Source organism: Pseudalkalibacillus hwajinpoensis (genome assembly GCF_015234585.1).
GTDB classification, from domain to species: Bacteria; Bacillota; Bacilli; order Bacillales; family Guptibacillaceae; genus Guptibacillus; species Guptibacillus hwajinpoensis_B.
Window position 1 is genome coordinate 1,273,420 of record NZ_JADFCM010000001.1, and the last position, 12,994, is coordinate 1,286,413.

General features: G+C 39.1%; 15 protein-coding genes. 11 read left to right on the forward strand and 4 right to left on the reverse strand.

Features of this window, described 5'->3' with window-relative positions; genetic code table 11:
* Positions 1-14 precede the first annotated feature (14 nt).
* Positions 15-722, forward strand: a complete 708-nt coding sequence (locus IQ283_RS06105; protein WP_194219219.1) for a pseudouridine synthase — start codon at positions 15-17, stop codon at positions 720-722.
* Positions 723-816: 94 nt separating this feature from the next.
* On the forward strand, positions 817-1,428 hold the full coding sequence (locus tag IQ283_RS06110) for a PRC-barrel domain-containing protein (protein WP_194219220.1): 612 nt from the start codon (positions 817-819) through the stop codon (positions 1,426-1,428).
* Between the two features lie 253 nt (positions 1,429-1,681).
* Here IQ283_RS06110 and IQ283_RS06115 read toward each other — a convergent pair whose 3' ends face one another.
* Positions 1,682-1,921 (reverse strand): DeoR family transcriptional regulator, encoded by a 240-nt coding sequence (locus IQ283_RS06115; RefSeq protein ID WP_159783850.1) that lies wholly within the window; start codon positions 1,919-1,921, stop codon positions 1,682-1,684.
* A gap of 411 nt (positions 1,922-2,332) precedes the next feature.
* Between IQ283_RS06115 and IQ283_RS06120 the strand changes: the two genes are divergently transcribed.
* Both IQ283_RS06120 and pepV read left to right on the forward strand, forming a co-directional pair.
* Positions 2,333-3,343: a potassium channel family protein gene (locus IQ283_RS06120; RefSeq protein ID WP_242057260.1), complete on the forward strand. Its 1,011-nt coding sequence runs from the start codon at positions 2,333-2,335 to the stop codon at positions 3,341-3,343.
* 5 nt (positions 3,344-3,348) lie between these two features.
* On the forward strand, positions 3,349-4,758 hold the full coding sequence (gene pepV, locus IQ283_RS06125; RefSeq protein ID WP_194219221.1) for a dipeptidase PepV: 1,410 nt from the start codon (positions 3,349-3,351) through the stop codon (positions 4,756-4,758).
* Between the two features lie 68 nt (positions 4,759-4,826).
* On the opposite strand, the gene cysK is transcribed toward pepV, so the two are convergent.
* The gene (gene cysK / locus IQ283_RS06130; RefSeq protein WP_194219222.1) at positions 4,827-5,756 is read right to left on the reverse strand and encodes a cysteine synthase A; all 930 of its coding nucleotides are present in this window, start codon (positions 5,754-5,756) and stop codon (positions 4,827-4,829) included.
* Between the two features lie 218 nt (positions 5,757-5,974).
* Here cysK and thpR point away from each other — a divergent pair, with 218 nt between their 5' ends.
* The 5 genes from thpR to IQ283_RS06155 all read left to right on the forward strand — a co-directional run bounded on the left by thpR (position 5,975) and on the right by IQ283_RS06155 (position 10,747).
* Positions 5,975-6,529, forward strand: coding sequence for an RNA 2',3'-cyclic phosphodiesterase (gene thpR / locus IQ283_RS06135; RefSeq protein ID WP_194219223.1), 555 nt, complete (start codon positions 5,975-5,977; stop codon positions 6,527-6,529).
* The gene (locus IQ283_RS06140; protein ID WP_194219224.1) at positions 6,513-6,884 is read left to right on the forward strand and encodes a CidA/LrgA family protein; all 372 of its coding nucleotides are present in this window, start codon (positions 6,513-6,515) and stop codon (positions 6,882-6,884) included. The genes thpR and IQ283_RS06140 overlap by 17 nt, the downstream gene beginning before the upstream one ends.
* 6 nt (positions 6,885-6,890) lie before the next feature.
* Positions 6,891-7,577 (forward strand): LrgB family protein, encoded by a 687-nt coding sequence (locus IQ283_RS06145; RefSeq protein WP_194219225.1) that lies wholly within the window; start codon positions 6,891-6,893, stop codon positions 7,575-7,577.
* A gap of 94 nt (positions 7,578-7,671) precedes the next feature.
* Positions 7,672-9,813: a type I pullulanase gene (gene pulA, locus IQ283_RS06150; RefSeq protein WP_194219226.1), complete on the forward strand. Its 2,142-nt coding sequence runs from the start codon at positions 7,672-7,674 to the stop codon at positions 9,811-9,813.
* A gap of 124 nt (positions 9,814-9,937) precedes the next feature.
* Entirely contained in the window at positions 9,938-10,747 is an 810-nt protein-coding gene (locus IQ283_RS06155; RefSeq protein ID WP_194219227.1) for a phosphotransferase family protein, read from the forward strand.
* On the opposite strand, the gene IQ283_RS06160 is transcribed toward IQ283_RS06155, so the two are convergent.
* Together IQ283_RS06160 and cydS are read right to left on the reverse strand one after the other, a co-directional pair.
* Positions 10,728-11,006: a YtzH-like family protein gene (locus tag IQ283_RS06160; RefSeq protein ID WP_194219228.1), complete on the reverse strand. Its 279-nt coding sequence runs from the start codon at positions 11,004-11,006 to the stop codon at positions 10,728-10,730. The two genes, IQ283_RS06155 and IQ283_RS06160, sit on opposite strands and share 20 nt — an antisense overlap.
* 133 nt (positions 11,007-11,139) lie before the next feature.
* Positions 11,140-11,235 (reverse strand): cytochrome bd oxidase small subunit CydS, encoded by a 96-nt coding sequence (gene cydS, locus IQ283_RS24365; protein WP_371018339.1) that lies wholly within the window; start codon positions 11,233-11,235, stop codon positions 11,140-11,142.
* A gap of 175 nt (positions 11,236-11,410) precedes the next feature.
* On the opposite strand from cydS, the gene trmB reads away from it, so the two are divergent.
* Positions 11,411-12,052, forward strand: a complete 642-nt coding sequence (trmB, locus tag IQ283_RS06165) for a tRNA (guanosine(46)-N7)-methyltransferase TrmB (protein ID WP_194219229.1) — start codon at positions 11,411-11,413, stop codon at positions 12,050-12,052.
* Between the two features lie 91 nt (positions 12,053-12,143).
* Entirely contained in the window at positions 12,144-12,986 is an 843-nt protein-coding gene (locus IQ283_RS06170; protein WP_194219230.1) for a YtnP family quorum-quenching lactonase, read from the forward strand.
* Positions 12,987-12,994: the final 8 nt, after the last annotated feature.

Genomic DNA, 12,994 nt, shown 5'->3' on the forward strand with positions numbered 1-12,994 from the left:
AAAGGATTGATTTTATGCGTTTAGATAAACTATTGGCAAATATGGGCTATGGAACTAGAAAGGAAGTAAAAAAACTTCTTAAGACAGGCGTTGTCCGCGTTGATGAAGAGATCATTAAAGATCCAAAGCAACACGTTAACACTGAACAGAACCAAGTAACGGTGCATGAAGAAATAGTTGAATATCGAGAATTTATTTATTTGATGATGAATAAGCCAGCAGGTGTGATTTCAGCAACGGAAGATGAAGACCATGAGACCGTCATTGACATTCTCATTCCTGATGATCAAGTTTTTGAACCATTTCCTGTCGGTCGTCTTGATAAAGATACAGAAGGATTGCTTATCATTACGAATGATGGAAAGCTCGCACATCATTTAACGTCACCAAAACATCATGTTCCTAAAACATACTTCGCTAAAATTAATGGTGTTGTTACAGAAGAAGATGTTCATGCTTTTGAAAAAGGTGTCACTCTTGATGATGGTTACGAAACAAAACCAGGTGAATTGACCATTCTATCATCGGATGAGGTCTCGGAGATTGAATTAACGATACATGAAGGGAAGTTTCATCAAGTAAAGCGGATGTTTGAAGCAGTCGGAAAGCAAGTCGTTTATTTGCAGCGGATTCAAATGGGGGATATTCACCTTGATCGCGATTTAGAACCGGGGGAGTACCGCGAATTAACAGCTGAAGAAGTAGACATTCTGCATAAGTAAGTCCTCCTCTGATGAAGGAAGGTTTACTTTACCGTTTTCTTTTCGTGTAGCTGGGGAATACCCTTACTAGTCAGTCGCGAAGGAGAGGATGTTCATGATTAAGGTTGGAAAAGAAGTGCTGAATCAAAAGCTTAAGAATGATTCAATAGCTGAATTTGTTGTAAAGCAGGTTTATTTCGATCGATCACTTTCTAAAGCAACGTTTGTTGAGGTTCAGAAAAAAGAAGCAACGAATAAGCAGAATGCAATACCAGATCATCATTCAGATGAAATGCTTCATTCTATTCAAGCCTCTGGGGGACAGTTTACTCCTGATAACTATCCTGTTACAGACGATGACCGAAAAGAAAAGGAAGCCGATGAAACGATGATTATTTCATATAATCAGATCAATTGGGAAGGTGATGATTACCTTCTTCATAATCAACAAGAAGAAGTGCAATCCTCCGTTCTAATTGATCAATGTTCATATAAATCGTTGGATAAATGTCAGGTTCTAACGGAGGATGGTGAAGAGTTAGGGAAGGTGAAAGATATCGTGATTCATAAGGATGGACAGATTGAAGGATTTTATCTTTCAGAGGGTTTCTTATCTGATTTTCTTTCAAGTGATCACCCTTTTCTAAGTGCGGATCAATCTGTAAGTTATCGTCATGATAAAATCATGGTTCCAGCGAATTATCATCACTCATTATTGAAAAAATAAATGATGCAAGCCCTGCTCTAGTAGCAGGGCTTTTATCGTGGTCTCCTTAATTAGAGGGTTGTGTTAATAAGCGTTGTTGAATTTTAGCTCATTTAGGCAATTAAAGCGAATACTCACTTCAATGATTCAAAAATCAAAAAATCAACAATAGAAGCTAACATATCCAAAATCAAAAGTGAAAGAGACCAAAAATAAAGGCCTTCGTCAGAATAACATTGACGAAAAGCCAGGTTTTACGAGTGAATTTATTTTGTTAGCCAACTTTTACTCTCTTGCTTGTGGTTGTCCAGAATCCTCGGTTTGGGCTTTTGACTAGTTCATTGTAGGCCAGCACGTTCAAATCTCTTTGAACAGTGCGCTGGGTAATCCCAAACTCTTCAACTAACTCATTAGTGCTGACAGTACCATGCTTGCTAATAAATAAATAGATAGACTTGATACGGGTCATCATACGATCAGTTGAAGTAATACTCAAAGAACCACTCCCTAACATGTAATCAATGCCTTATCCTTAGCATAAATAGTGACTATTAAAACCATATGAAGGAAACGTAAAGATATACTTAATTTTCTAATTGTTCCTTCGATTTTTTCATGAAAGTTTGGTTGAGTGCTCCGATTATGACTGGAAGTGATTTCTGGATGTGTTGGGTTCCCCAACTTGGTGTATTGACGAATAGGTATGACCACTTTCATAAGATAAGCGATTGATTGGTATTATTATTTAATTCCACTCCTACTCCCATTTCCCTCTTTTGGGCGAACTTACACCCCCTCTTTAAAGTTTATTTTACAATAATTCTGTTATTTCGGCAAAAAATTTCATTTCTTTTGGGTCAAACTTCCTTATCGAACTTACCTTTGCTATTCTTAAAGGACTAATATTGAGAGGAGGCGTGTGCTGGTGTTATTTCGAATATTTATTAAAAATGCGATTAAATTAAACAACCGGTTTATGATCATTGTCGCTATAGCATTAGTGATCGTAAGTGCTTTTGTTATGCGTTTACTCGAACCTGAGACATTCCCTTCACTCTTTGATTCATTTTGGTGGGTTATGACGACCGTTACGACAGTAGGATATGGAGACTACTTCCCTGTCACAGTTGGAGGAAGAATCTATGCAATGTTTCTCTATATCGCAGGAATTGGATTAATTGGTGTGGTTATCGGGAAGTTTGTGGACGGATTTGCAGAAATTAAAAAGCGAAAGGAGGAAGGGAAAATGCCGTATCAGGGAGATAATCATATTGTTATAATAGGGTGGTCACAAAAGGCGGCATATGCCGTATCAGAGATTAGGGATTCTGATAAATGTGAGATTGTCATCATTGATAAACTACCAAAAACCCCGCTAACAGAAGATAACATTCATTATATACAGGGGGATGCTGCTGAAGAAGCCACTCTCAAAAAAGCGGATATAATGAAAGCGAAGGCAGTTCTGGTGTTTTCGGATGATGCTATCCACGATTCTCTTCTTGCTGATGGGAAATCGTTGATTATTGCTAGTTCGATCGAACGCATGTCAACTGATATTCACACAACGGTTGAAGTGATGAAAGAAGAGCACATAAAGAATTTCACTCATGTCCAGGTAGATGAATTTGTACTTTCGCATGAAGCTGTATCTCGCATGGCGGTTAGATCAGCATTTACGAAAGGAATTTCAGGCGTCTATTCTCAGCTATTAAGTCGAGGACATGGTGATAATTTATATGAAATAGCTGTTCATCCAGATTGGAATACATATAGGGAAGCCTTTCAGGACTTATTACAGCAGGGTGCCACATTGGTTGCAGATGGTAACCGCATGGATATAAATCGCCGTCTTGATGAACCAATTTCACGTGACGCAAAATTATTTGTTATTTGTGATAAAAGCGTATATGAAAAAATAAGTAGGCGGGTGTAAATAATATGGAGAGTATAAATTGGAAAAAAGAAGTGATCAATCGAAAAGAAGATATGTTAGCTGATTTAAAAGGACTTTTGAAAATCGAAAGTGTGCTAGAAGAAGAGCTGGGAAATGAAGAAGCACCGTTTGGTCCCGGCGTAAAAGAAGCTCTTGATTACATGCTTGCTTTAGGTGAGCGAGATGGCTACCAAACGAAGGATGTTAAACATGTGGCAGGACATTTAGAATTTGGTGAAGGAGAAGACATTGTAGGTGTGCTGTGTCATGTGGACGTTGTTCCAGCGGGAAATGGTTGGACGACTCCAGCATTTGATCCTGATCTACGCGATGGGAAGTTGTTTGCTAGAGGAGCTATTGATGATAAAGGACCAACTATTGCTGCTTATTGGGCGATGAATATAGTGAAAGAGCTTTTGCCTTCAGTCTCAAAGCGAGTGAGAATGATTATCGGGACAGATGAAGAAAGCTCATGGCGCTGTGTAGACACATATTTTAAAAACGAAGAAATGCCAGGCATGGGTTTTGCACCTGATGCAGTTTTTCCCATAATACATGCGGAGAAGGGGATTGCTGATTTCGAATGGGTTTTTCCTGTAAAAGACACTCAGAAAGAAGGAATGATTCTTCAATCATTTCATTCCGGTCAGCGTTTGAACATGGTTCCCGATTTTGCTAGTGCTAAATGTAAGGGGGATGAAGCTGAGTTACTTGACGCAAAGAAAGCATTCGAGCTATTTTTAGAAAAGAAAGGTTTAGAAGGTCGTGTAACACTAGACCAGGAACTATCACTTGAAGTGCACGGTGTATCTGTCCACGGATCTGCTCCCCATGAAGGAGTAAATGCAGCCTTCAAATTAGCTGAATTTCTAGATGAACAAGCTCTCGATCAAAACGGTGCCAACTATATTGGATTTATTACTATGTGGCTCCTGAATGATTTTACTGGGGAGCGGTTTGGTGTAGCTTATGAAGATAAGGTAACAGGTTCTCTAACGATGAACTCAGGTACATTTGCATATAAAGCTAATCATGAAGGGCGAATAGGAATTAATCTACGATACCCTGTTACATGCTCGTTCGATGATGTTAAGAGAACGTTCAATAAAGTAACTGAACCACTGGAAGTGCAAATGAATGTAGTTGATCATATGACACCTCATCACGTACCTGAGGATCATGAATTGATTCAAAAGCTTCAAAAGGTGTATGAAAAGCAGACTGGTGAGCAAGCGAGACTTTTATCGATTGGTGGAGGGACTTATGCTCGTTCACTAAAAGCGGGGGTTGCGTTCGGTGCTTTATTTGAAGGGAAGCCACAACTCGCTCATCAAAAAGATGAGTATGTTGATGTAGAAGATTTATTAAAAGCAACAGCCATTTATGCTGAAGCTATTTATGAACTTGCAAAATAATAGAATGAGCGCCATGCCAACATTGGCATGGCGCTGACTAATTAATGATAAATCAAAGATCACTTCTTTTATTTAGAGCTGAATAAATCACTTGAAAGGTATCGTTCACCGGAATCGCAGGTCATTGTGACAACAACTTGGTCAGGTGATAAACGTTCAGCAACTTGCATAGCAGCATATACGGCTGCACCTGATGAGGGTCCCACAAGAAGTCCTTCTTCTCGAGCGAGTTTCCTGGTTACTTCGTATGCCTGTTCATCTGAAATTTTAATAACTTCATCATAAACAGACGTATTAAGAATATCTGGAATAAAGCCTGGGCTTGTTCCAACAAGTTTGTGTTTTCCAGGTTTTCCACCAGACAACACTGGTGAGCCTTCAGGTTCCACAACATGAACGGTTAAGTCAGGGTAGTATTCTTTCAGTACTTCTCCTGTTCCTGTTACGGTTCCGCCAGTACCAGCTGTTGAGATAAAGGCTGCCGGTGTAACGCCGAGCTGCTTCATTCCTTCAATAATCTCAAGAGCCGTCGATGTCCTATGAGCATCCGGATTAGCTGCATTCTCGAATTGCATTGGGATAAAGCTATTTTCAATTGTTTCAGCAATTTCTTTAGCCTTTTTAATTGCACCAGGCATTTTCTCAGATGATGGAGTTAATACGACTTTTGATCCGTAAGCTTTAAGAAGCTTGATCCGCTCTTGCGTAGCATTATCGGGCATAACAATAATAGCAGGATACCCTTTAGCCGCTGCATTCATGGCAAGGCCAATACCTGTATTTCCAGAAGTAGGCTCGATGATTGTTGAACCTTCTTTGAGTAACCCATCTTGCTCAGCTTTTTCAATCATATTGAACGCTGCGCGGTCTTTTACGCTTCGACTGGGGTTGAAATACTCTAGTTTGGCGTAAATTTTTGCTCCGTCGGGATTTGGAACACGGTTTAATTTAAGTAATGGTGTATCACCAATAAGATCAGCCATATTTTCATAGATCATATAAGCACATCCTTTTCAGACAAGTTAAGGTTATTTACCTTATTTAATTGGTAAGAGTATAGAGAGTAATAATATCGGTGGAGCCCAACAGATAATGATTCCTATTACTGTTCCCCATTATAGCAAAAGATAAATCTTAAGTAATAAGAACTAGCTTAAAAGTAAAAAGATAAAAGATTATTCAGTTTTTTTGATAGAATAGAATTAGGATAGAAAGAGTGAGTAAGTTGAATACACATTATTTTATAGCACTCCCCATACAACCACAACTTAGAAGAACGCTTCAAGAAATTCAAGAAAGCTCTCCTTTAGAATTGTTTAAACATGTGGTGTATCCTGAAGATTTTCATATTACAGTAGCTTTTTTAGGTGGAGCAGAAGAAGAACAGTTATCTGTACTTCATCAAGAGTTGGAGAGGGTGGTTAGGAATATTAAACCCTTTAAGGTTATGCTTGAAGGGTTAGATCATTTCGGTCATGATAGACGCCCAAGAGTACTTTACGCTTCCGTCCATCGAACAGAACCATTGGAAAGAATTCATCAAGAAATACTCCGGGTGAGTGAATTGGCAGGTTTTTCTGTTAGTGAAGGGGAATATTCTCCTCACGTTACACTTGCAAAAAAATGGCGCGACTCTAGTAAAGAAATACATCCTGATTGGCCGTCACTATTATGTGAAAGTCAGGAAGTCTCAAGCATTCATCTATATCGAGTTGAACCTAATGACAAACCGAGATACAAATGTGTGGCCTCTTATGAATTCACTAATTAATAAGTTCCTTATGATCACCTTGCAGATTGGCCTTCTGTTCGGGTTTTACATTGTAGGAGGTTATCTCCAAAAGGTCTTATCACTTCCTATTCCAGGAAGCGTTGTTGGAATGCTCCTTCTCTTGTTGGGACTTTATTTAAAGTGGATTCCCGTGAGTTGGATTTCTCAAGGAGCAGCTACATTATTGAATCATTTACCGTTGCTTTTTATACCAGTTACTGTCGGTATTGTGCAACATCTCGACTTCTTTAGTGGAAAAAGTCTCTGGTTAGTTCCAATCGTTCTGATAAGCACATGGATTGTAATGGGAACGACAGGATTGCTTGGCCAGTTTCTTGCTAATCGAAAGGAGTAGAGAAAAATGATGATCATGCAAATGATTCTATGGTTTACGATTACTTTATTGTTATATGTTGTTTTCCGGCGTCTTTATCAGATATTTCCTTATCCATTTATGATACCAGTGCTAACGTGCACTGTTATTCTCGTTATCATCTTAACGTCCTTGGATGTGTCATATGACACATATTTCAGCGGGGGGAAATGGATTGATGCTTTATTAGGACCTGCCATTGTGGCACTTGCCTTTCCGCTATATCAACAAAGGGAATTATTAAGTAAATACAAATTAGAAATACTTGTAACGGTACTAATAGCAAGTATAGTAGGCATTTTGTCAGGATATTGGCTTGCGGTCATAAGTGGGTATAATGAAATGATTGTCTCCACAATTATTTCAAAAAACGTGACAACCCCTGTTGCGATGGAAGTAGCCAGTATGACTGGTGGAGAGCCAGCTTTTGCGGTTATTTTCGTCATGATCGCTGGGATTGGCGGTGCTGTCACAGGGCCATGGTTATTTCAGCTACTTGGTATATCCAATTTTCTTGGAGTGGGAATGGCTTTTGGTGGGGCATCACACGCCATTGGCACTTCAAAAGCCCTTGAATATGGAGAGAGAGAAGCTGCTATTAGTTCTATTGGGTTAAGTTTATGTGCCCTAAGTGTCTCGATACTTGGACCGATATTATTAAGTTGGTTTTCATGAAAATCTAGATCGAACAAATGTCAAAAAAAGATTTTCAAAATAAGATAGGTAGTGACAAACGGTTGTAAGCATCTCAGCAAAGGATGGGATTCATATGATACGAGATTATTCTGCATATAAAAAAGTGAGCCAGGCTTTTACAGCCTATTGGGATGACTTTCAGACGATTACGGTAATGGCTGATATCTCGTTAGATGTTCAAGGTGCCTACACCCTTACTGATGGACATATAGATCTTTCAATTGAAGTAAAAGAAACCTCTAAAATGGGGAAAAAGAGGCTTGTTTCGTTACATGTTGATCATGAATATAGTCCAGGCAACAATTATTTTCTAGTTCATTCGAGTGGTGAAACAAGTCTTGTTTTTACTGGGAAAGTTGTCAGAACTGATTTATTTGATGAACGCTATTATTATGATGGTGAACTAGGGGCAATTCTAACTGAGAATGGAACCATCTTTCGAGTATGGGCACCGACTGCTACAGAAGTAATCGTCAATATTTATAATGAGGAATTCCAAAAGGTAAAAGAATTACCGATGCTAAAACAAGAACAAGGTGTATTCGAGGGGTTATCTCCTGAAGATGGAGAAGGAACGCTGTACACTTACACAGTGTATGTGAATGGAGAAATGCGAGAAACGATCGATCCTTATGCGAAAGCCGCTACGTCTAACTGCAAGTTTGGGATGGTAATGAACGCTTCAAATACTAACCCTGATGGCTGGAACCCTATGGAAAAACCTACTTTTGCAAAACCATCTGATGCGGTCATTTATGAACTTCACGTCAGAGATTTTAGCTCACAAGCAAAAAGTGGTCTTAAAAATAGAGGGAAATATAAGGCATTTACAGAAGAGCCACCGCCTAAGGATGGTCTTCCTTCTGGGATTAATTATATAAAGTGGCTCGGTGTTACGCATGTAGAACTTCTTCCAATTCAGGATTTTGGTAGCGTAGATGAAATGAAAGCTCCTCCGGGATATAATTGGGGCTACGATCCTATCCATTATTTTGTGCCAGAAGGAAGCTATTCATTAAATTCTCATGAACCTTACACGCGAATTAGAGAAGTAAAAGAAATGATTGGGAAGCTTCACGAGAAGGGATTGAGAGTGATTATGGACGTTGTCTATAATCATGTCTATCAACTCCATGCATCCCCTTTGGAAAAAATTGTGCCAGGTTACTACTTCCGTTTTGATCATGGTGGAAAACCTTCAAATGGAACTGGCGTTGGGAATGATACGGCGTCAGAAAGAAGAATGATGAGAAAGTTAATTGTAGATTCTGTCGTTTACTGGGCAAAAGAATATGGTGTTGATGGGTTTCGCTTCGATTTGATGGGTATCCACGATAAGGAAACGATGAATGAAGTGCGTTATGCGTTAGATTGCATTGATCCATCGATATTGATTTTTGGTGAAGGTTGGCATATGAACACCATCCTACCTGATCATCGGAAAGCGATGAGCTCAAATGCGCGAGAAACGCCTAGAATCGGCTATTTCAATGACCACTTTAGAGATTCAGTTAAAGGGAAATTGTTTGATACAGGCTCTACAGGCTTCGCTAATGGGAATTTTTCAGTTAAAGAAGATGTAAAGAAGTGTATAATGGGGAGTGTTGGAGATAAATTTATTACAGCATCTCAATCCATTAATTATGTGGAATGTCACGATAACCATACGCTATGGGACCGCTTAAATCGCAGTCATCCTAGTGTGAGCGAAGAAGTGAAACAAGGCATGCATAGATTAGCTACTGCCATTACAATACTTTGTCAGGGAATTCCATTTATTCATGCAGGTCAGGAATTTTTCCGAACAAAGAATGGGGTAGAAGATAGCTATAAATCTCCAGATAAAATTAACCGATTTGATTGGCAGAGAATGAGAGCTGTCCAAGAAAATGTCAAGTATATTAGAGGACTAATCTCGATTAGAAAACATTTTGAAGCATTTAAAATGACTGAAGGTCATGACATGAATCGAATTAACTTTATCGATTCTCCAGGGCCTATTCTCGCATATCGAATCAACCAGCACCATACTAGCGAATCGATTATTGTGATTCATAACGGAGGATATCATCCTGATGTGATCGATATTGGAGATGGAGACAAATGGGTCCTTGTTGAAGGTGAACATGCAAGTGTTGAACCGCTAAGAAAAACATCTGAAAAAGTCATATCTATTGCACCGTTTAGCACAATTGTTCTAATAACGAGTGATTAACACATGAAGATTTCTTCAACGTGTGTTATAATTTTTTATTCGTAGACGGTTTTTAGCTAAGTCCGGAGAAGATCTCGCTAAAAACGCAAAACTTCCAGAATCTACAAACTAACGGAAATCGAAGGTGAATTTGTTGGATAACATTTTAGGCGAAGGCTGGCAGGTGACCCCTGCTGGCGGAGCGACAGGCGAAGCATACTTAGCTCAATATGGAGACGAGAAATTATTCCTAAAACGGAACTCCTCGCCTTTTCTGGCTGTTTTGTCGGCGGAAGGAATTGTACCGAAACTTCTCTGGACCAAGCGACTTGAGAATGGAGACGTTATTACAGCCCAAAAGTGGTTGCCGGGGAGGGAACTGAAGTCCTATGAAATGAAGCAGCCGCGAGTGGCGCAAATGCTTTATAAAATACATCGGTCTTCAGAACTTCGAAGGATGCTCAATCGGCTTGGGAAAAAGCCCCTCTCACCTGATGTGATTTATCTTGATCTATTGCAGAAGTTTGAGAATCATCATCGGAGAGACGTGGAAGTGATAAGAGCCCTTTCGTATTTAGCTGCAAATAAGAATGACCTTGAACATGTCGAAAAAGTTGTGTGTCATTGCGATGTCAATCATAACAACTGGATGTTTAGCGAAGAAGGGAATCTCTATTTGATCGATTGGGATGGAGCGGTAGTGGCAGATCCAGCTTTAGATATTGGGATGCTTCTATACTGGTATGTTCCAAAAGAAGAATGGGGAGAATGGCTCGGTCACTATGGGCTAGAGAATACAGAAAGCCTTCGCCACCGCATGTATTGGTATGTGGTAGCGCAGACCTTACTGTCCATTTACTGGTATGATCTTAAAGGCTTAGACGGGGAAGTTGAATTCTGGAAAAGGGATTTAGAAAATTTGAATCATTATCGACTTATTGATACCGATCAATAGTATCGACCCACTGGCTAAGATGAGGCTGGTGGGTTTCTATGTGGTTTAATAAATTTGTTTCTGTCGCACCTGTTACACTATATTGCTCAATTTGATTGAGGATTTGTTTGATTTCTGGTGCAATGCCATTATTTTGTTGCAGGGAATTGGCAAGGCGCTGAATTTGCTCACACTCTGAAGTTGTTCCAGAGCAATCGGTTTGATGATTTTTGAGAATATCAGCGAGTATAAAAAGCTGGTCGCGATGTGATAGTGGCATAATTGTTCCTCCTTATTTGTACTATTAGATAGCGTGTACATGTGTGTAGGAATTATGCCGGTTGAATAATGAAAAAACACGGATTACTCCGTGTTTTGAAATGAAAAGTTTCTTTTATCTGCTTTTGGATATGTTATTTAGTGTCCCCTTTTGCTCCCCAGCCAAAAAGTGCAACCACGGAAACGACGATGACAATCCAGGGTGCCCACATCATGAGAAAGTGCTCCATTTATTCACCCTCCTCCCTGTCTCTAGCATAACCGATATTATTAAATGATTCTGGTTTGCTTTTCAACAATCCTGTTACTTTTACATACCCCCTCCCTCGCCTTTCTATTCTTAAGAATTCATGGTAAAATGTCGATTGTGTAAAAACGGTGATTAGATAATAAGGAAGTGAAAGTATGCGTCAACGCAATAAGCCATGGGCAGAAGATATGTTTGCAAAGAATCCTCAATTCGTTCCGACGAACCCTACTGATCGTAAAGGAAATTGGAAAGATGTTTTCGATAATAGTAATCCGATACATTTAGAGGTTGGAACTGGTAAAGGTCAATTTATAATCGGTATGGCCAGACAGAATCCCGATGTGAATTATGTTGGTTTAGAGCTTTCATCAAGCGTAATGGTGTCAGCATTAGAGAAATTAATTGAAGAAGATGTTCCAAATGTTCGTTTGTTGAATGAGAACGCACAAGATTTAAGTACCATTTTTGAAGAAAATGAAGTCAGTCGAGTATATTTGAATTTCTCTGATCCTTGGCCTAAAAATCGTCATGAGAAAAGAAGACTTACCAATAAGACATTCCTTGATCTTTATCGGGATGTTATGAAACCAAATGGAGAAGTTCATTTTAAGACAGATAATCAAGGGCTTTTTGAATATTCTCTTCATAGCTTCTCCTTATATGGGATGATACTTAATCAAGTTAGCCTTAACTTGCATCAGAGTAATATGGAAGATAATGTGATGACGGAATATGAAGAAAAGTTCTCATCAAAAGGTAGTCGGATCTATCGATGTGAAGCACAGTTTAGAAGTTGAGTCGTTTAAATGCGGCTCTTTTTTTGAATATTATTGAAAGCGGTTTCTTTTAGTGAGAAAATGAAACTAATCTTATAAAGGTGGGATTTCGATGGAGCAGTTACAAGTTGGAAGTTTATCCATTACATGGCTTAGAGGTGGCGTGACTCATATGGATGGGGGCGCAATGTTTGGAGTTGTACCAAAACCATTGTGGAGTAAGCGGTACCCGGTAAATGAAAAAAACCAGATTGAGCTTAGAACAGATCCTCTCCTTTTACAATGGCAGGGCAAGAACATCTTAATTGAATCAGGGATTGGAAAAGACAAATTAAGTGAAAAACAAAAAAGAAATTATGGAGTTGAAGAAGAGTCGGATATTCATGGATCCCTTGAAAAACTTGGACTATCTGCTGAGGAAATTGATATTGTCTTAATGACACATCTTCATTTTGATCACGCGAGTGGATTAACAGAGCCAGATGGAGATGGATATAAACCAACGTTTCCGAATGCTGTTATTTATGCTTCAGAGGTAGAGTGGAACGAAATGAAGGAGCCAAATATTCGTTCGAAAAATACATATTGGAAAGAAAACTGGGAAGCGATTCAAAACAAAGTTCATATATTTAAGGAATCTTATGAAGTCATTCCAGGGTTGAATATGTACCATACAGGAGGACATAGTGATGGACATGCGATCATTATTATGAATGAGGGCGAAGAGCGCTTGATTCATATGGCAGATCTTATGCCAACTCATGCCCATCAGAATCCTTTATGGGTTCTTGCATACGATGATTATCCGATGACATCGATTTATGAGAAAGAGAAATGGATAAAAGATGCTGTTGATCAAAATTCGTGGTTTATTTTTTACCATGATGCGATTTATCGTGCTTTAAAGTGGGATAAGGAGTACAACGTGACGGATGAAGTAAAACGAAATGTGTGATAGTAAGG

Bases quoted from the DNA above. Each gene is read 5' to 3' on its own strand.
- IQ283_RS06105 (WP_194219219.1), top strand. From the start codon at position 15: ATGCGTTTAGATAAACTATTGGCAAATATGGGCTATGGAACTAGAAAG.
- IQ283_RS06110 (WP_194219220.1), top strand. From the start codon at position 817: ATGATTAAGGTTGGAAAAGAAGTGCTGAATCAAAAGCTTAAGAATGAT.
- IQ283_RS06115 (WP_159783850.1), bottom strand. From the start codon at position 1,921: ATGTTAGGGAGTGGTTCTTTGAGTATTACTTCAACTGATCGTATGATG.
- pepV (WP_194219221.1), top strand. From the start codon at position 3,349: ATGGAGAGTATAAATTGGAAAAAAGAAGTGATCAATCGAAAAGAAGAT.
- cysK (WP_194219222.1), bottom strand. From the start codon at position 5,756: ATGATCTATGAAAATATGGCTGATCTTATTGGTGATACACCATTACTT.
- IQ283_RS06140 (WP_194219224.1), top strand. From the start codon at position 6,513: ATGAATTCACTAATTAATAAGTTCCTTATGATCACCTTGCAGATTGGC.
- IQ283_RS06145 (WP_194219225.1), top strand. From the start codon at position 6,891: ATGATGATCATGCAAATGATTCTATGGTTTACGATTACTTTATTGTTA.
- pulA (WP_194219226.1), top strand. From the start codon at position 7,672: ATGATACGAGATTATTCTGCATATAAAAAAGTGAGCCAGGCTTTTACA.
- IQ283_RS06160 (WP_194219228.1), bottom strand. From the start codon at position 11,006: ATGCCACTATCACATCGCGACCAGCTTTTTATACTCGCTGATATTCTC.
- cydS (WP_371018339.1), bottom strand. From the start codon at position 11,235: ATGGAGCACTTTCTCATGATGTGGGCACCCTGGATTGTCATCGTCGTT.
- trmB (WP_194219229.1), top strand. From the start codon at position 11,411: ATGCGTCAACGCAATAAGCCATGGGCAGAAGATATGTTTGCAAAGAAT.
- IQ283_RS06170 (WP_194219230.1), top strand. From the start codon at position 12,144: ATGGAGCAGTTACAAGTTGGAAGTTTATCCATTACATGGCTTAGAGGT.